Here is an 18066-nt window from a genome sequence, read left to right as displayed (position 1 = left end):
AAGTTGTCGAGAATCTACGCCCTTATCTTCTGGGCTGGAAAACTTACTTTGGGTTGTCACAAACGCCGAGAATCTGGCGAGAGCTGGACGAGTGGATGCGGCACCGATTGCGAGCGATCCAGCTTAAGCAGTGGAGGCGTGGACCGACGATCTACCGCGAACTGAGGGCGCTGGGAGCCAGCAGCCAAACGGCCCGGAAAGTGGCGGCCAACTCGTATAGCTGGTGGCGTAACAGCCGATTTGAGCTGAATCGAGTGTTGGATCTAGCGTGGTTTGACAGGCTGGGACTGGTGCGCCTCTCATAACCTCAATCTCTCGAACCGCCCGGTGCGGACCCGCATGCCGGGTGGTGTGGCAGGGGTACGGCCTATGAAGGCCGTCCCCTATGCCGATTCCGAAGTTTGTAGTGCCTGGGCTGACCTCATCGCGAGCAAGCTCGCACACAGTGGATTGCATTCCCCTGTGCGAGCTTGCTCGCGATGGCGTCCGCCCATCCAATGAAAATCCTATTCGGCACAAACAACCCGGTTACGCCCCCCTTCCTTGGCCTGATACAACGCCTTGTCCGCACTGAACAGCAATTGCTCCAGGTTGATATCGCTGGCCGCTGTCCAGGTGGCAATGCCGATACTCACGCTCATCGGCTGCTCACCAGCGTCCACCAGTGGCAGTTTTTGCACCGCCTCGCGGATATGTTCGGCGATCTGCTGCGCGCCTTCGCTGCCAGTTTCGGCCAGGACCACTGAAAACTCTTCGCCACCATAGCGAGCCACCAGGTCCGCCGGGCGATGGACATTGGCGCGGATGACCTCGGCCAATGCCCGCAAGGCTTCGTCGCCGGCCTGATGCCCGTGCCGGTCATTGAAGGCCTTGAAGTGATCGGCATCGATCATCAGCAACGACAACGGCTTGCCACTGCGCTGCGCGCGAAACCATTCATGGCGCAGGGTCTGATCAAGGGATCGACGGTTGGCCACGCCGGTCAAGGCATCGGTGGCCGCCAGTTGCGCCAATTCCTGCTCGGCATATTGGCGCAGTCGCAGCTCGCGGCAGAGCAGCCAGGACAGCCACAACAGGCCGATGCACAAAACCCCGGTAGCACCGCTGATCACATAGACGGTGCGGTTCCAGGTGGCAAACACTTCATCGATGGAAAGGGCCACGATGACGGTCAGCGGTAGATTGCCGACCCGGGAAAAGGTGTACAGGCGCCGTTGCTGGTCGACACTCGACACGCTTTCAAAGGTGCCACTGCGCTCGCGCAGCATGCGTACGACGTTGGGACGGCTGGAGAAGCTTTTGCCGATGGCGTTTTGTTCACGGTACGGCTTCTGCGCCAGGAGAATCCCGTCGTCGTTGATGATGCCCAGCGTACTGCCGGAGCCGATTTCGAGGCTGTTGAACAGTTGGTCGAAGTAGCTCATGCGCATCGAGGCTACCGCAACCCCCAGAAACTCACCCGTGGGCGAAGAAATGCGCCGGCTGAAACTGATGCGCCATTCGTCGCTGTCATCGCAGTCGCAGCGCGGCTTGAACGGTCGGCTGATATACATGCCGGTATTGCGATTGAAGACATGGGCCAGGAAATAATCGCGGTCAGCGAAATTGCCCGGTTTCGGTTCGATCAATGATGAGTCGGCCAGCACGTCGCCGTGCTTGTCCAGCAGCAGGATGTCGCCCTTGTAGCGCGCGGTGGTAGAGCGGTCGAACAGCACCAGATGACGGATCTGCGGCGAAACCTGTTTCAGGTCGTCCCGTTGGGCGGCGGCAATCAGGCCCTGCAAGGTCAAGTCATAGAGCTCGACCGTGCGCAGGACATCGGCATCGATCAGTTGCGCGATGGTGGTCGCGCTGCGTGTGGCAGTCTGCTGGGCGTTGGCGTGTTCGCGGATCAGCAGGAAAGTGACGATGCACAGGATCGAGATGACTGTCAGGGTGCTGCCCAAGATCACCATGATCTCGGGTCGCCCGGAGGGGCCTTGAAAATGTGCGGTGCGGCTTGCGGTCATAGGGCTGACGTCTGCTAAAGGGACGCTGTAAGCGTAGTTGCATAAACGCAGCAGCCGAGTGAATCGTTCCTGTTGCTCGAGCGATTGATCAATAGTGTGGGCGTCAGTGACTTTCGTTGCAGAAATTGCAAAGAAGGTCGAGTCGTCACTATAAAAAAAGCCGCTGACAGCAGCGGCTTTGAAGACAACTTTTCAAAGGGAAGAGCCGATGAAAAGTGTCGGGGGAAACGAGAGTGATCGGTGCAGATCAGCTGTCTTTCTCGGCCCGTGACTGGGCCTTGCTGCTGGATGCTTGCGGGGCTTGGGCGTCTTGCACAGCCTTGGCTGTCATCTCGATCTGATGCTCTTCGAACGTCGCAGCGCGTGCGGCGCTATGCGCGACGAAAGTCTGCGATTCTTCCGCCATCACCATCGCCATCGGCGACAGGAAAAAAGAGGACAAAACGAAAGCGCTGGCAATACCCATACTGTTGGACATCTTTAAAACCTTCTTGCTTGGCAAGTGCTGTTTGGTGCAGGCAAAGATAAGGATATGAGGCGAGGGGAAAAAGAGCGGATTCATGAAAGGACTGTTACAGCAAAAGCAAAGATCGATAGGCGCGAGCACATATTCCCTGTGGCGAGGGGGCTTGCCCCCGTTCGGCGGCGAAGCCGTCGTAAATCCGGTATGCAAGGTGTATCAGGTAAATCGTGGCTGTATATCTTGGGGCCGCTGCGCAGCCCAACGGGGGCAAGCCCCCTCGCCACAGGGAATTGACGAAACTCAGATGGGAAGATGTATGCCGAACGTATTCATCCCATGATCACTGCGCACGAACACATCGCCGCCATGCATCAACGCAATCGCCTTGACGATGGCCAGCCCCAAGCCGTGATTGTGGCCGCTGTTGCTGCGCGACGCATCGACCCGGTAGAAGCGTTCGAACAGGCGCGGCAGATGCTCACTGGCAATCGGCGAGCCGGGGTTGGCGACGCCGATGCTGACTTGATGCTCCTGGGCTTCGATCCGCACTTGAATCACCTGCCCGGGCGCGGTGTGCTGCACCGCGTTATTCAACAAGTTGATCAACGCCCGGCGCAGATGGGCGATCTCGATCCTTACTTGCGCGTCACCACTGACCTCAACCTGGACCTGAGCGTCTTCGAGAATGAAATCCAGATATTCCAGGGTCGTGGCCACTTCCTCCGCCAGTGACGTGGATGTCAGTTTGGTCGCCTTGCTACCCTGATCGGCGCTGGCGAGGAACAGCATGTCGTTGATGATCGAACGCAGTCGCTCAAGCTCTTCGAGGTTCGATTGCAGCACTTCGAAGTAATGTTCGGCGGAGCGCCCGCGGGTCAACGCGACCTGGGTCTGGCCGATCAGGTTGGTCAGTGGCGAGCGCAGTTCGTGGGCGACGTCGGCATTGAACGATTCAAGGCGCGAGTAGGCCTGCTCGACCCGCTCCAGAGTCGAGTTGAATGAACTGACGAATTGATCAAGCTCCGGCGGCAACGGTGACAATCGCAAGCGCCCGGAGCGCAACGGCGGGGCCAGGCGCTGGGCTTCCTGGGACAGTTTGATTAGCGGCTTGAGCCCGATCCGCGCCACCCAATAACCCAGTGCCGAGGCCAGCAGCACACCGACAATCGCCAGGCTGATCAGCGCGACCAGCAGGTGATGCTGGGTATGGAAAAACGTTTCGGTGTCGATGGCGATCATGAAGCGCAGCGCTGGGCGCTGGTCCTTGGCCGGGAATTCGCTGACCAGCACTTTCAGCGGATACGGATGATCCGGCAGATGCATGTCGCGCGTGCCCAGCGGCCCTTGGGAAAAGGCGCGGATCTGTGGTGTCGGGTTGCCGTATTCGTAGTGTGGATCGCCACTGATGATCCAGAAACTGATGCGCTTGTCTTCTTCACTCAGCAGGTTGAGCTTGTTGTTGATCTTCACCCAATGCTCGGGCGTGCCGTAACGACCGACCGTGGATTCGAGCACGCTGTAGCGCGCATCCAGTTCGGCTTCGGGCAACAGGCCCAGGCCTTTGTCGACCTGTTGGTACAGCGCCCAGCCGATCAACAGGAACACCAGAAGCGCCACCAGCGTGAACATCCCGCTCAGACGCAAGGCAATGGAATTACTGGACACCACGGCTCTCCAGCACATAACCCATGCCGCGAATGGTGTGCAGCAGTTTCTCTTCAAACGGCCCGTCGAGCTTGGCCCGCAGGCGTTTGATCGCGACTTCGACGACGTTGGCGTCGCTGTCGAAATTGATGTCCCAGACCATTTCGGCGATGGCGGTTTTCGAGAGGATTTCGCCCTGGCGCCGGGCTAGTACGCTGAGCAGCGAGAACTCCTTGGCGGTCAGGTCCAGACGTGTACCGGCGCGGGTGGCCTTGCGGCTGATCAAATCTATCCACAGGTCGGCGATGCTCACCTGCACCGGTTCATGGCCACCGCTACGGCGGGTCAGCGCTTGCAGGCGCGCCACCAGTTCCAGGAAGGAAAACGGTTTGCCCAGATAGTCATCGGCGCCTTCACGCAGGCCCTTGATGCGGTCTTCCACACGCTCGCGGGCGGTGAGCATGATCACCGGGGTTTGCTTGCGCGCACGCAGGGCGCGCAACACACCGAAGCCGTCGAGGCCCGGCAGCATCACGTCGAGGACGATCACCGCGTAGTCGCTTTCCAGTGCCAGGTGCAGGCCTTCCACACCATCGCGGGCCAGATCCACGGTGAAACCCTGTTCCGTCAGGCCGCGGTGCAGATAGTCCGCGGTTTTTTCTTCGTCTTCGATAATCAGAACGCGCATGACCCCGCCTCAGTCTGTGGTCGTCAGCACTGGATCCGGTGCTGACGCTGGTGGGAGTGAGTGTCGATGGAATAGCCGCTCAAGCCACAAGTATATGACCGGCGTGGTGAACAGCGTCAGCGCCTGGCTCACCAGCAAACCGCCGACGACGGCGATCCCCAGGGGCTGACGCAACTCGGCACCGGTGCCGTAGCCAAGCATCAGTGGCAAGGCGCCAAGAAGGGCGGCGAGGGTGGTCATGATGATCGGCCGGAACCGCGTGATACAGGCCTTGAAGATCGCCTCTTCAGGCGACAGTCCGCCATTGCGCTGCGCTTCGAGGGCGAAGTCGATCATCAGGATGCCGTTTTTCTTGACGATACCGATCAACAACACCAGCCCGATCAAGGCCATGATCGAAAAGTCCTGGCCGCAAATCCACAGCATGATTACCGCACCGAGGCCCGCCGAAGGCAAAGTCGAAATGATCGTCAGCGGGTGCACGAAGCTCTCGTAGAGCACGCCGAGAATGATGTACACCGCCACCAGCGCCGCCAGGATCAGCCATGGCTGGCTGGCCAGCGAACTCTGGAACGCCTGGGCCGCGCCCTGGAAGTTGCCGCTGATGGCGGTCGGCATGCCGATGTCGGCCTTGGCCTGGTTGAGCATGATCACCGCATCGCCCAACGCCACGCCGGGGGCCAGGTTGAACGACAGGTTGGCGGCGGGGAACATGCCGTCATGGGCGATGGACAGCGGGCCGATGGTCGGCGCATCGAACCTGGCCAGGGCCGACAGCGGCACCATTTCCCCGCTCAGGGGCGAGCGCAGGTAGAAATAGTTGAGGCTTTCGGCCTTGCCGCGTTGCTTGGTGTCCAGCTCCAGGATCACGTTGTACTGGTTGACCTGGGTCTGGAATTCATTGACCTGACGCTGGCCGAAGGCATCGTACAGGGCTTCGTCGACGTCGCTGGCGGTGAGGCCGAAACGTGCGGCGGCGCTGCGGTCGATGCTGATGTGGGTGATGCTGCCGCCCAGTTGCAGGTCGTTGGAAATGTCGCGGAAGGCCGGGTTGGCGCGCAGTTTTTCCGTCAGGCGTTGGGTCCAGGTGCTGAGGGTCGCACCGTCGTTGCTCTTGAGCACGTATTGGTACTGGGCGCGGCTCGGGCCTGAGCTGAGGTTGATGTCTTGCCCTGCACGCAGGTACAGGACGATGCCCGGGACTTTCATCAGTTGCGGGCGAATCCGGTCGATGAACTGGCTGGCCGAGACGTCGCGATCCCCGCGTTTTTTCAGGGTAATCCAGAAGCGGCCGTTGGCAATGGTCTGGTTGCTGCCCGAGACGCCGACTGAGTGCGAGAAGGTTTCGACAGCGGGGTCGGCGGCAACGATTTCGGCCATCGCCAGGTGTTTTTTCACCATGTCGCCGTAGGAAATATCCGCAGCCGCTTCGGTGGTACCGAGGACGAAGCCAGTGTCCTGGATCGGGAAGAAACCTTTAGGGATAAAGATGTAACCGGCGACCGCCAACCCCAGCGACAGGCCGAACACGCCGATCATCATTTTCTGGTGGGCGAGGGCGCTGCGCAGGCCTTTTTCGTACCACGCCAGCAGACGTTCACCAAAGCCCGGTTTGCTATGAGCGTGATGCACCGGTGCCCGCATGAACAGCGCTGCCAGCGTTGGCGCCAATGTCAGCGAAACCACTACCGAAATCAAAATAGTGGAGGTGGCGGTCAGGGCGAACTCCTTGAACAGTCGCCCGACCACACCACCCATGAACAGCAGCGGAATGAACGCTGCCACCAGCGAGAAACTGATCGACACCACCGTGAAGCCGATCTCGCCAGCGCCCTTGATCGCCGCCTCGCGCATGCCGTCACCGGCCTCCAGATGGCGGTGAATGTTCTCCACCACCACGATTGCATCGTCCACCACAAAGCCCACGGCGACCACGATCGCCACCAGCGTGAGGTTGTTCAGGCTGAAGCCCATCACATGCATCAGCGCAAAACTGGCGATCAGTGACACGCCGAGCACTGCCGACACGATCAGCGTGGCTGACAGTTGGCGCAGGAACAGCGCCATCACCGCCACCACCAACATGATTGCAATCAGCAGGGTGATTTCCACTTCATGCAGCGAGGCACGGATGGTCTGGGTGCGGTCGATCAGCGTCTTGACCTGCACCGAGGCGGGGAGCATCGCTTCCAGTGCCGGCAAGGCGGCCTGGATGCGGTCCACGGTCTCGACGATGTTGGCGCCTGGTTGGCGGAAGATCACCAGGTTGACCCCCGGTTGCGAGCCCGCCCAAGCCTGGATGTAGGCATCTTCCGAACCGTTGACGACTTTGGCGACATCGCGCAGATGAACCGGTGCACCGTCCTTGTAGGAAACAATCAGCTGGCTGTAGTCCTCCGGGTGGAACAACTGGTCGTTGGTGGACAGGGTCGAGATGCTCGACTCCCCGTACAGCGCACCCTTGGCCAGGTTGAGGCTGGTCTGCTGGATCGCCAGGCGGATGTCGGCGAGGGTCAGGCCGATGGCCGCGAGCTTGTCCGCCGAAACCTGGACGCGGATCGCCGGACGCTGCTGACCGGTGATGACGACCTGGCCTACACCGTCGACCTGACTGAGCTGACGGGACAACAGGGTTTCCGTCAGGTCGCTGAGCTCGGGGCCTGGCATCAGCGACGAGTTGACGCTGAGGATCAGCACCGGGCTGTCGGCCGGGTTGACCTTGCGCCAGGTCGGCAGGTTCGGCATGTCCTTGGGCAGTTTGCCCGCGGCAGTATTGATCGCCGCCTGCACTTCCTGGGCGGCGGTGTCGATGCTCTTGTCGAGGGTGAATTGCAGGGTCAGGTTGGTCGAGCCCAGTGCACTGCTCGAGGTCATCTGGGTTACGCCGGGAATGGCACTGAATTGCACTTCAAGGGGCGTGGCCACCGAGGAAGCCATGGTTTCCGGGCTGGCGCCGGGAAGTTGCGCGGCCACCTGGATGGTCGGGAATTCTGCCTCCGGCAACGGCGCTACCGGCAGGCGCGGAAACGCGATGACACCCAGCAGCACCAGGGCGAACGTCAGCAGGACCGTGGCCACCGGGTGGTCGATGCACCAGGCTGAAACCGAACCATGGCCCTTCATTGCGCCGCCTCCGATCGCACCACTTGAGGCGGCTCGGTCAGCACTTGCACAGTAGCGCCGGGCTTGAGCCGCGACTGACCATCGCTGACCAGTACATCACCCGGCTTCACACCCTTGATGATGTCCTGGCCGCTGCCTTGATAGACCATCTGCACCTGCACGACTTCGACCTTGTCCCCATTGACCCGGTACACGAAGTGCTGGTCGAGGCCGCGTTGTACGACTGTCGGCGGCACCACCAGCGCATCTTTATCCAGGGCTGTCTGAATCTTTACCGTCACCAGCAGGCCCGGCCAGAGCTTCTGTGCGTCGTTGTCGAATTCGGCCTTGGCGCGGATAGTGCCGGTGTTGGCGTTGATCTGGTTGTCGATCAAGGTCAGGTGACCTTCGCCGAGCAGGTTGCCGGTTTCGCCGTCGGTGTCGGCACCGATGTAGGCCTTGACCCGGGCGTGCTGTGGGTCGTTGATCAGGCCTTGCAGGGTCGGCAGCATTTGCTGCGGCAGGGAGAACTCCACAGCGATTGGGTCGATCTGGGTCACCGTGAACAGGCCCTGGGTGTCGGTCATGCGCAGGAAGTTGCCTTCGTCCACGGTGCGAATGCCGACACGACCGGTTACTGGGGAACGAATCTGTGTGTAGGAAAGTTGTACCTGAGCTGCGTCGATTGAAGCCTGATTGCCTTGGGCGGTGGCTTTGAGTTGGTTCACCAGCGCTTGTTGCTGGTCGTAGGTCTGCTTGGAAACGCCGTCGTCAACGCTCAGCAGTTTGTAGCGTTTAAGGTTGACCAGCGCCACTTGCAGCTGCGCCTGGCTTTCGCCGAGTTGAGCCCGGGCCTGGTCAAGGCTGGCGCGGATCGAGCGGTCGTCGATGGTGGCCAGCAGGTCGTCTTTTTTCACCAGTTGGCCTTCCTTGACCATGATTTTGGTGAGAATGCCGTCGATTTGCGGGCGGACCACTACGCTGTGCAGGGACAGCACCGAACCGATGCCACTGACGTAGCGCGGCACGTCTTTTTCGGCGACGGCGACCACGCGCACGGGGATGGCGCTGGGGGTGGCGAGTTTGGCCTTGGCCGGTTTGTTGGCGTACCACAGGCCCAGCGCTGCCAGGACGATCAGAAGGGCGACGAGCAGGGCGGGTTTTTTCTGGATTCGCATGCGAGTGGGGCGCCGGGGCTGGGTGGTCGGTAGGTGGGTAAGGTAGTTTCCTTTATAAACCTGTTTGCTGGTCAGGAGGGTGACTGCTAACTGACAGCGCTGTCAGTTTGTGGGACTTGGCGGCCTCTGGGCCGACCATGTTCTTGGTTGACCGTGTACATATCCGTTTTTTCGGTAACGGCGGCTGGCGGTTTCGCCCTTACGGCGAGTCCCTTTTGGCAAACGCCCCAAAAGGAACCAAAAGGTCTCGCCCCGAACGTCCGGCCCCTCGCTGGGGCTCGGCGTTCCTTCGCTCCGACATTCATCCGGGGGCATTGCCCTCCGGTCGGCTTCGCTTCGACCTACATGCAATGAGTTCGACTGCGTCGAACGGCGCTGCGCGCCAATCCCCGGATGAACGCCTCCGCTCAGCCTCCCGAGGGGGCGGGTGGATCAAGATCAAGAGCTGCAGGCGAGCTAACGCTCGGCCTGATGAGTGGTGAGAAGCAACGGGTGTACGCCGATCTGTTTTTGCTCTTCTGTGGGAGCGAGCTTGCTCGCGATGACGGCAGTCCATCCAACTTCAATGGTGACTGACCCGACGCCATCGCTGGCAAGCCAGCTCCCACAGTTTGATCGGCATGGGGCACTACTACCGCGCTAAATGGCGACATTGCCCAGCCGACCTGATCTCAAGCGCATACGTGCTCCGGCAGGAGCTGGCTTACCAGCGAAGGCATTCATGCACTCGCAATAAACTCAAGCCGAACACTGCATGCTTCCCCCGCTTGAGACATTTCTAATCCGGGTCAAATAGTCCCATTCCGGACGATTCCTACGCGCCCCTCAGAAGCTTCCTATTTCTAAGTCAGTCAGGTTCCTGAAAGCTCTCCTGCGCTTGAGCACGAGCCCAATCCGGGCTTCGTCGAGGTACCGGACTGGCATGGCGACAATCGCCAGGGCCAACCGGTCGATCAACACTCACGTAAAGGGACTGACATGAACGATAGGTTGCACCGTACGGACACACTGGGCTCGTGCAAAGCTGTGATTTGCGGCAAACAGATCAAGCACTGGATCGAGTTCCAGTTGCTCGATGAACAGGGCGAGCCACTGGCGAACCTGTCCTATCGCGCGCTGAACGAGGCGACCCGTGTCGACTTCATTGCGCAGTACACGGGCCGCACCGATGCCGAGGGGGTGATCCGCCTTGACAGCCTGCACCCGCTGGCCATCACCCTGTTGATAGACGCCGAGTCCTTGGCCGAACAACTGCAAAATCGTCGCCTGCGTGCCGAGCGAGCTGAACCCGCGCGCCCCGGCTTCGCTGATCGCACGCCGCTGTATGGTCCGCAGCGTTCGGGTTTCTCGCCTATCGAACAGCAGGCGGTCGCAGCCGGACATGGCTATCACTACCTGCGCATCGGCCACTTGTGCGATCGACTACCTGCCTTCGATCCACCGTTGGCCGATCTCAGGCAGCCCCCGGCCTACCATTTTCCGGACCCAAAGTTTGGCGGGTTTACCATCGGCGACGATCAACTCGATCGTCGGCATGTGCTGGAAGTCTGTCCGCTGCGCGCCTGGTCACTGACCTTGCATCACCAGGCGGAGTACAGCCTGGTCAATGCATACAACCTGGCGCTGATGAGTATTTTGGCGTACAGCACGCGGCCCGAGAATGCATTGGGTTCCGTGAAGGAGTTCTTCGAGCGGCAATGTTTGGACTTATCGCGTACACCCATAATTCTGGACAGCGGTCAGAAATTGCCGTGCGTGGTCACCGATGTTCCCTTTAGCGATCGCTACACCATCGCTGAAGCGTTGGACACCACTCAGGTCCGACCACCAGAGGGCGACACCCAACTGTTTTATGCCATCAATGCCACCCAGGTGCTCGTGGCTTGGCGGGGTACCGAGGGGGCGTCCGATCTAGGTACTGATGCGACTTTCCGCCCGGTAAAACCTGAAGTGCAGGCCTTGTGCGAGCCCAAGGTGCCCTGTGCCGATCTGACATCAGAAGGTAGTGTGCATTTGGGCTTTCGCGATGCGTTCGATTTGGCCTGTAGGAGTTATGCCGAGGAGTTTGGCAAGACGATTCCTGAAGCTATCGAAGGTAAGAGGTTGTTTATTTGCGGCCACAGCCTGGGCGGCGCCCTCGGTCTGGTCCATGCCGCATCGCTGAAAGAGCGAAATCCACTGCTATACACCTACGGCATGCCACGCACCTTCACCCTCAAGGCGGTACAGGGTCTCAGCGAGATCGTGCATTTCCGTCACGTCAACGACATCGACCCGATCCCCAGCGTGCCGCCCGAAGCCGAGCTGGACAATCATCTGTATAAACTCTATGGCCCCCTCGGTACCACCTTGGGGTTTGCCTGGTCGATGCTGCAGTTGTCGGCAAGCCAGTTGTTCCGCCATGGCGATCCCTTCTGTCACCACGGCGAAATCGCCATGTTTTTCAAGGCCGAACAGCACACCCTTCGGCGAGGCTCGCCGTACCCCGCCTACCGCAACAAGGACGGGCTCGGCGCGCCTTACAACACCACCATCGCCTATCGCCTGTCGGAAAAGGTCAAGTTTTACCTGGTCCCGAGCCTGAGCCCCGACGACGACCAGCAGGCCGAGCAGGCGCAGCAGCGTCTCACCACCTCGTTGACCGCCGAAAGCCGGGCGAGGTTTTTCCCGCCCTTCAGCAATCCCAAGGCCGGCCGGTTCGTGGGCATCGGCAATCACTTCATGAGCAATTACCAGCCGTATATCTACGGCCAATTGCTGGAGTCAATCAACCCTGAACGCTCACCGTTGCTGAAGCGGCAACTGGATCGACAGAATTTCGAACAGCAAGCCAAGGACCATTACGAGAATCTTGTCGAAGACGAACTGGCACGCAACCGGGTGTTCCTCGACTTGCAGAGCCGTCTCGGCGACACCTTGCGGGTGACGCAACAGGCCGATGGCGGCGCCGAGGCGTTGCAACGCTTCGACGCCGTGGCCGACCCGAGCGCCTGCTACGAAAGAGCCCACTGTTGAGCCCGTCCAACGCCGTCAAGGATCCGACTGTGATCAAGAAAATGCCCATCGCGATACTTACTCTGTGCATCAGCCTCAGTGGTTGCGCCAAGGATCAGAGCCTGGTGCCGCCACCGGATGGCGAATCGATCACCGTGACGGTGAAAGTGCCGAAGGAGCTGGTAGCGAGGCCGATGCAGGTGATGTATCGCTCGACCCTGTGCACCTTTACCGACCGCTCGGCCTTCGGCGAAGCCTATCAACGCGATGGCTATCAACGTACCAATCTGCAACTGGTGCGTGAGGGACAAAGCGACCGTTATGTGGCCAAGCTGCCGATCGATGGTGGCGGTGCATGCCAATGGCGATTGAGCAACGTGACTTTTGGTGTGACCTATGGCGATCCGGCTCGCTTTGGCGAAAACGTTACTTACGGCGCAGGCGGTGGTGTGGTGGTGATCTTCGATCACAACAACTCGCCACGCGGTGGCGCGGACATCAAGGTCGAAGGGGATTTGACGATCAAGAAGGACTATTACCCGTGGTTGAGTGAAGCCTTTCTTGGAGGCTATAGAAAACAGATCAGCTTGGCGGGTGAGGGCCATATCTACTTAAAGTATCAGGCTCTGCAAGCGAGGCAGGTGTATTTCGAACCCGTCCTGAATTCCGACTTTCTAGTCAAATCGGAGGGTACCAAGGTACATAAAATAGGTAGCTTCATAAAATTCTCTTATCCAGATGGTACGACCGTGGCCGACGGTCGTTCTCAACCAGATTTCCGAAAATTGCAAGCGATCCGCCAGGCAGCGGAGAGCAAACAGTGAGCCTCGTTTTTCCTGCCCTGCACACCCCCTTCGAACTGGCACGCAACCGGGTGTTCCTCGACTTGCAAAGTCGTCTCGGCGACACCTTGCGGGTGACGCACCAGGCCGATGGCGGCACCGAGGCGTTGCAACGCTTCGACGCCGTGGCCGACCCGAGCGCCTGCTACGAAAGAACCCACTGTTGAGCCCGGCCCGCGCCGCCAAGGATCCGACCATGATCAAGAAAATGTCCATCGCGATACTCACTCTGTGCGTCAGCCTCAGCGGTTGCGCCAAGGACCAGAGCCTGGCGCCGCCGCCGGACAGCGAATCGATCACCGTGACGGTGAAAGTGCCGAAGGAACTGCTCGCGGAAACCCTACAGGTGATGTACCGCTCGACCCTGTGCACCTTTACCGACCACTCGGCCTTCGGCGAAGCCTATCAACGCGATGGGTATCAACGTACCGATCTGCAACTCGTGCGCGAGGGACAAAGTGACCTCTATGTGGCCAAGCTGCCGATCGATGGTGGCGGTGCCTGCCAGTGGCGATTGAGCAACGTGACCTTTGGCGTCGCTTATGGTTATCCCACTAACTTTGGCGAAAACGTGACTTACGGGGCAGGCGGTGGTGTGGTGGTGATCTTCGATCACAACAACTCGCCGCGCGGTGGCGCGGACATCAAGGTCGAAGGGGATTTGACGATCAGGAAGGACTATTACCCGTGGTTGAGTGAAGCCTTTCTTGGAGGCTATAGAAAACAGATCAGCTTGGCGGGTGAGGGCCATATCTACTTAAAGTATCAGGCTCTGCAAGCTCGGCAGGTGTATTTCGAACCCGTCCTGCATTCCGGCTTCCTGGTCACCTCTGTGCAGCCAAAGGTGAAGAAGAAAGGCAATCACACCAGCTTCACCTATCCCGATGGCAGCGTCGTGACGGATGGCCGCTCCAAGCCAGATTTTCGCAAATTGCAAGTGATCCGCCAGGCAGCGGAGAGCAAACAGTGAGCTTCGTTTTTTCCTGCCAAGTACACCCCCTTCGAACTGGCACGCAACCGGGTGTTCCTCGATTTGCAGAGTCGTCTCGGCGACACCTTGCGGGTGACGCAACAGGCCGATGGCGGTGCCGAGGCGTTGCAACGCTTCGGCGCCGTGGCCGACCCGGAAGCCTGCTACGAAAGAGCTCACTGTTGAGCCCGGCCAACGTCGTCAAGGATCTGACCATGATCAAGAAAATGCCTATTGCGATACTCACCCTGTGCGTCAGCCTCAGCAGTTGCGCCAAGGATCAGAGCATGGCGCCACCACCGGATAGCGAGTCGATCACCGTGACGGTGAAAGTGCCGAAGGAACTGGTAGCGAGGCCGATGCAGGTGATGTATCGCTCGACCCTGTGCACTTTTACCGACCACTCGGCTTTCGGCGAGGCCTATCAACGCGATGGCTATCAACGTACCGATCTGCAACTCGTGCGCGAGGGGCAAGGCGACCTCTATGTAGCCAAGCTACCGATCGATGGTGGCGGTGTCTGTCAATGGCGATTGAGCAACGTGACTTTTGGTGTGACCTATGACGATCCGGCTCGCTTCGGCGAGAACGTTACCTATGGTGCGGGGGGCGGGGTGGTGGTGATCTTCGATCACAACAACTCGCCACGCGGTGGCGCGGACATCAAGGTCGAAGGGGATTTGACGATCAAGAAGGACTATTACCCTTGGGTCGATGAGGAGTTTTTAGGTCCGTATAAAAAAACGGTTAACTTAACTAGTGAAGGTCATATTTATCTTAAGTATCAGGCCCTGCAAGCCCGGCAGGTGTATTTCGAGCCCGTCTTGCATCCTGACTTTGTAGTTTATTCGGCCGGGCCAAAGGTAAAGAAAGAAGGTAACCACACGGTCATCACTTATCCCGATGGCAGTGTCGAACCGGATGGTCGCTGGGGGCCTAATTTCCGCAAATTGCAAACTATCCGCCAGGCAGCGGAGAGCAAACAGTGAGCCTCGTTTTTCCTGCCCAGCACACCCCCTTCGAACTGGCACGCAACCGGGTGTTCCTCGATTTGCAGAGTCGTCTCGGCGAAACCTTGAGGGTGACGCACCAGGCCGATGGCGGCGCCGAAGCGTTGCAACGCTTCGACGCCGTGGCCGACCCGAGCGCCTGCTACGAAAGAACCCACTGCTGAGCCCGCCCCGCGCCGACGGAAGCCTGCACCTGACCATCTACCCCACCGACATGGCCGACCGTGCTGCGGTAGCGTAGCGTCCCTGGTGGTGGAAGGCATGCGTGTGGAAGTGACGGCGATGGCGGCCAAGGCCTAAGTCTCCCGGCACACACACAACTCTGTGGGAGCGGGCCTGCCCGCGAAGGCGGTTTACCCGCTTACATAGATGTTGGATGTGCTGACGCCATCGCGAGCAGGCTCGCTCCCACAAAGAGTCCATCCATAAGCCGAGAGATCATCAATTCGCCACGCGAACCCCACCCAGACTCCCGCTCAGTTCATACGCCGCCAGTTCCGCCTGATGCGCCGCCAGCAATTCCGGCAACGATCCACGCAAATACTCGACCCAGGTCTTGATCTTCGCATCCAGGTACTGGCGCGACGGGTAGATCGCATACAGGTTTAGTTCCTGCGAGCGGTAGTTGGGCATCACGCGCACCAGCGTGCCGTTGCGCAGGCCTTCTATCGCGGCGTACAGCGGCAGGACGCCAACGCCCATGCCGCTGATGATCGCGGATTTCATCGCGTCGGCGGAGTTCACCAGGAACGGTGAGCTGTTGATGGTGACCATTTCCTGGCCATCAGGGCCGTCGAAGGCCCATTTCTCCAGCGGAATCACCGGGCTGACCAGGCGCAGGCAGGCGTGGTTGAGCAGGTCGCTGGGTTTTTGTGCGCAGCCGTTGGTTTTGACGTAGGCCGGCGAGGCGCAAACGATGCTGTAGGTGATGCCCAGGCGCTGGGAGACGAAACCCGAGTCCGGCAGTTCGCGGGCGAGGACGATGGACACGTCGTAGCCTTCGTCGAGCAGGTCCGGCACGCGGTTGGCCATGGTCAGGTCGAAGGTCACGTCCGGGTGGGTCTTGCGGTAGCGGGCGATGGCGTCGATCACGAAGTGCTGGCCGATGCCGGTCATGGTGTGCACTTTCAGTTGCCCGGCCGGGCGCGCGTGGGCGTCGCTGGCCTCGGCTTCGGCTTCTTCGACGTAGGCCAGGATCTGTTCGCAGCGCAACAGGTAGCGCTTGCCGGCTTCGGTCAGGGCGATGCGGCGGGTCGTTCGGTTGAGCAGGCGGGTTTGCAGGTGGGCTTCCAGGTTGGAGACCGCGCGCGAGACGTTGGCCGTGGTGGTGTCCAGTTGCACGGCGGCAGCGGTGAAGCTGCCGGCTTCGGCCACGTAACTGAAGGCGCGCATGTTTTGCAAAGTGTCCATGGGGTGCTCTCTCGTCGAATGACAAATTGTGACACGAAGTTTCTGTTTATTTACAGGCGACTAAAGATCTACCTACGGATTATCTCGTTAACGGTAACAAAGATTCACAGGAATCCCAGCTTATCGCCCTTCCGGCCGCCCCATAGAATTGCCCGGACTTGTACCTCCCCCCTATTTCAGGAAATCGCAGCAGTGCCGCGTCGCATCAGCAGAGCGCTTCAGCCGCTCAGTGTTTTGGCTTTAACCCTGGCAATCAGCGGCTGCATCGGAACCGGAGGTATTGCCCCGCAGGGCAAGGCGCTGGAGGCCAATTCACTGGCCACCGACGAAGCGATCCAGAGCGCCGCGCAAGATGCGCACTGGCCCACCGCGCAATGGTGGCAAGCCTATGGCGACCCGCAACTGAATCGCTGGATCGACCTCGCCCTGCAAGGCAGCCCGACCCTGGCCATGGCCGCCGCCCGGGTGCGTCAGGCCCGATCCATGGCCGGCGTGGCCGAAGCGGCCGAGTCGTTGCAGATAAATGGCGATGCCACCCTCAAGCGTCACAACTGGCCTACCGACCAGTTCTATGGCCCCGGCGAGCTGGCCAACAGCACCACCTGGGACAATAACGCGGCGCTGGGTTTCAGCTATGCCCTCGACCTCTGGGGCCGCGAAAGCAATGCCACCGAGCGCGCCGTGGACATGGCGCACATGAGCGTCGCCGAAGCGCGTCAGGCCCAGCTCGAATTGCAGGACAACATCGTACGGGTCTACATCGAGTTGTCGTTGCATTACGCCCAGCGGGACATCGTCGAGTCGACCTTGAAGCAGCAACATCAGATTCTCGAGCTGGCGCAAAAACGCCTGAGCGGGGGCATCGGCACCCATTTCGAAGTCAGCCAGGCCGAGACGCCGCTGCCGGAAACCCATCGCCAGATCGACGCCCTCGACGAAGAAATCGCCTTGAGCCGCAACCAACTCGCCGCCCTCGCCGGCAAGGGCCCGGGGGAGGGCGCGCAGTTGCAGCGGCCAACGCTGTCGCTGGGGGCCCCACTGAAACTGCCGTCGTCGCTGCCAGCGCAATTGCTCGGTCAACGCCCGGACGTGGTCGCCAGTCGCTGGCAAGTGGCGGCGCAGGCACGGGGTATCGATGTCGCCCATGCCGGTTTCTATCCGAACGTCGATCTGGTCGGCAGCCTTGGCTACATGGCCACCGGCGGCGGGGCCCTGGAGTTCTTGACCGGCAAGAAACTCAACTACAGCGTGGGGCCGGCAATTTCGTTGCCGATTTTTGATGGCGGACGCTTGCGCTCGGAGTTGGGTGAAGCCTCGGCGGGTTATGACATCGCCGTGGCCAAGTACAACCAGACCCTGGTCAATGCCCTGAAAAATATCTCCGACCAGTTGATCCGTCGCGAGTCCATGGACAAGCAGCAGGCTTTCGCCGCCGAGTCGGTGGCCACGGCGCAGAAGACCTACGACATCGCGATGATCGCCTACCAGCGTGGCCTGACCGATTACCTCAACGTGCTCAATGCCCAGACCTTGTTGTTCAAGCAGCAGCAGGTGCAGCAGCAGGTTCAGGCGGCGCGCTTGAGTGCCCATGCCGAATTGGTGACGGCGCTTGGCGGTGGTCTCGGCGCCGGTAATGACGTGCCGAACGCCGAACAGACCCAGGCGCCGAAAACTCCGAGCCTTTTGCGTTGAACACAAAACCTGTGGGAGCGGCGGTGCGGCGATCCGACTTGCTCGCGAAGGCGGTGTGTCTGAC

Annotated in this window: 16 protein-coding genes and 1 pseudogene; 10 read left to right on the top strand and 7 right to left on the bottom strand. The window is 60.1% G+C overall.

The annotated features are described in order from the left end of the window. Positions 1-305 (top strand): group II intron maturase-specific domain-containing protein (locus KGA85_RS08715; RefSeq protein WP_223543058.1); only part of this gene is annotated, 305 nt, incomplete at its 5' end. A gap of 201 nt (positions 306-506) precedes the next feature. Here KGA85_RS08715 and KGA85_RS08710 read toward each other — a convergent pair. The 6 genes from KGA85_RS08710 to KGA85_RS08685 form a co-directional block, all read right to left on the bottom strand. Continuing rightward, complete coding sequence (locus KGA85_RS08710; protein ID WP_223459803.1) at positions 507-2009, bottom strand: sensor domain-containing diguanylate cyclase; 1503 nt, start codon at positions 2007-2009, stop codon at positions 507-509. Positions 2010-2256: 247 nt separating this feature from the next. Next, a complete protein-coding gene (locus KGA85_RS08705) occupies positions 2257-2487 on the bottom strand; it encodes a hypothetical protein (protein ID WP_223459802.1) in 231 nt (76 codons plus the stop codon). 285 nt (positions 2488-2772) lie between these two features. After that, positions 2773-4137, bottom strand: a complete 1365-nt coding sequence (locus KGA85_RS08700) for a heavy metal sensor histidine kinase (RefSeq protein WP_223459801.1) — start codon at positions 4135-4137, stop codon at positions 2773-2775. Continuing rightward, positions 4127-4804, bottom strand: a complete 678-nt coding sequence (locus tag KGA85_RS08695; RefSeq protein ID WP_056726212.1) for a heavy metal response regulator transcription factor — start codon at positions 4802-4804, stop codon at positions 4127-4129. Before KGA85_RS08695 ends, KGA85_RS08700 begins: the two co-directional genes overlap by 11 nt. 9 nt (positions 4805-4813) lie before the next feature. After that, positions 4814-7927 carry a multidrug efflux RND transporter permease subunit gene (locus tag KGA85_RS08690; protein WP_223543057.1) on the bottom strand — a complete coding sequence of 1038 codons (3114 nt, stop codon included), beginning with the start codon at positions 7925-7927 and terminating at the stop codon, positions 4814-4816. After that, entirely contained in the window at positions 7924-9084 is a 1161-nt protein-coding gene (locus KGA85_RS08685; RefSeq protein WP_223459798.1) for an efflux RND transporter periplasmic adaptor subunit, read from the bottom strand. The genes KGA85_RS08690 and KGA85_RS08685 overlap by 4 nt, the downstream gene beginning before the upstream one ends. A 978-nt stretch (positions 9085-10062) precedes the next feature. Here KGA85_RS08685 and KGA85_RS08680 point away from each other — a divergent pair. From KGA85_RS08680 to KGA85_RS08650, 8 genes and pseudogenes are all read left to right on the top strand, one after another. Further along, positions 10063-12099 carry a lipase family protein gene (locus KGA85_RS08680; RefSeq protein WP_223459796.1) on the top strand — a complete coding sequence of 679 codons (2037 nt, stop codon included), beginning with the start codon at positions 10063-10065 and terminating at the stop codon, positions 12097-12099. Between the two features lie 29 nt (positions 12100-12128). Then, on the top strand, positions 12129-12902 hold the full coding sequence (locus KGA85_RS08675) for a hypothetical protein (protein WP_223459794.1): 774 nt from the start codon (positions 12129-12131) through the stop codon (positions 12900-12902). Then, positions 12899-13087: a hypothetical protein gene (locus KGA85_RS08670; protein ID WP_223459792.1), complete on the top strand. Its 189-nt coding sequence runs from the start codon at positions 12899-12901 to the stop codon at positions 13085-13087. Before KGA85_RS08675 ends, KGA85_RS08670 begins: the two co-directional genes overlap by 4 nt. Before the next feature lie 29 nt (positions 13088-13116). Continuing rightward, positions 13117-13890 carry a hypothetical protein gene (locus KGA85_RS08665; RefSeq protein WP_223459790.1) on the top strand — a complete coding sequence of 258 codons (774 nt, stop codon included), beginning with the start codon at positions 13117-13119 and terminating at the stop codon, positions 13888-13890. A 63-nt stretch (positions 13891-13953) separates the two neighbouring features. Continuing rightward, positions 13954-14076 (top strand): hypothetical protein, encoded by a 123-nt coding sequence (locus tag KGA85_RS31140; protein WP_263288994.1) that lies wholly within the window; start codon positions 13954-13956, stop codon positions 14074-14076. Between the two features lie 29 nt (positions 14077-14105). Beyond that, entirely contained in the window at positions 14106-14879 is a 774-nt protein-coding gene (locus KGA85_RS08660; RefSeq protein ID WP_223533819.1) for a hypothetical protein, read from the top strand. Further along, entirely contained in the window at positions 14876-15064 is a 189-nt protein-coding gene (locus KGA85_RS08655; RefSeq protein WP_223459817.1) for a hypothetical protein, read from the top strand. Before KGA85_RS08660 ends, KGA85_RS08655 begins: the two co-directional genes overlap by 4 nt. A gap of 14 nt (positions 15065-15078) precedes the next feature. Then, positions 15079-15200, top strand: a pseudogene (locus KGA85_RS08650) (RidA family protein); the annotation flags it as partial. Positions 15201-15341: 141 nt separating this feature from the next. Here KGA85_RS08650 and KGA85_RS08645 read toward each other — a convergent pair. Further along, the gene (locus KGA85_RS08645) at positions 15342-16310 is read right to left on the bottom strand and encodes a LysR family transcriptional regulator (RefSeq protein WP_223459786.1); all 969 of its coding nucleotides are present in this window, start codon (positions 16308-16310) and stop codon (positions 15342-15344) included. A gap of 192 nt (positions 16311-16502) precedes the next feature. Between KGA85_RS08645 and KGA85_RS08640 the strand changes: the two genes are divergently transcribed. Next, entirely contained in the window at positions 16503-18002 is a 1500-nt protein-coding gene (locus KGA85_RS08640) for an efflux transporter outer membrane subunit (protein ID WP_223459785.1), read from the top strand. Positions 18003-18066: the final 64 nt, after the last annotated feature.

The organism is Pseudomonas sp. GL-B-12 (genome assembly GCF_019955895.1).
Classification (GTDB): domain Bacteria; phylum Pseudomonadota; class Gammaproteobacteria; order Pseudomonadales; family Pseudomonadaceae; genus Aquipseudomonas.
This window is presented reverse-complemented; position numbering and strand designations above follow the sequence as displayed.

Coding starts and splice junctions, on each gene's coding strand:
- KGA85_RS08710 (WP_223459803.1), bottom strand. CDS start 2,009: ATGACCGCAAGCCGCACCGCACATTTTCAAGGCCCCTCCGGGCGACCC.
- KGA85_RS08705 (WP_223459802.1), bottom strand. CDS start 2,487: ATGTCCAACAGTATGGGTATTGCCAGCGCTTTCGTTTTGTCCTCTTTT.
- KGA85_RS08695 (WP_056726212.1), bottom strand. CDS start 4,804: ATGCGCGTTCTGATTATCGAAGACGAAGAAAAAACCGCGGACTATCTG.
- KGA85_RS08690 (WP_223543057.1), bottom strand. CDS start 7,927: ATGAAGGGCCATGGTTCGGTTTCAGCCTGGTGCATCGACCACCCGGTG.
- KGA85_RS08685 (WP_223459798.1), bottom strand. CDS start 9,084: ATGCGAATCCAGAAAAAACCCGCCCTGCTCGTCGCCCTTCTGATCGTC.
- KGA85_RS08680 (WP_223459796.1), top strand. CDS start 10,063: ATGAACGATAGGTTGCACCGTACGGACACACTGGGCTCGTGCAAAGCT.
- KGA85_RS08665 (WP_223459790.1), top strand. CDS start 13,117: ATGATCAAGAAAATGTCCATCGCGATACTCACTCTGTGCGTCAGCCTC.
- KGA85_RS08660 (WP_223533819.1), top strand. CDS start 14,106: ATGATCAAGAAAATGCCTATTGCGATACTCACCCTGTGCGTCAGCCTC.
- KGA85_RS08645 (WP_223459786.1), bottom strand. CDS start 16,310: ATGGACACTTTGCAAAACATGCGCGCCTTCAGTTACGTGGCCGAAGCC.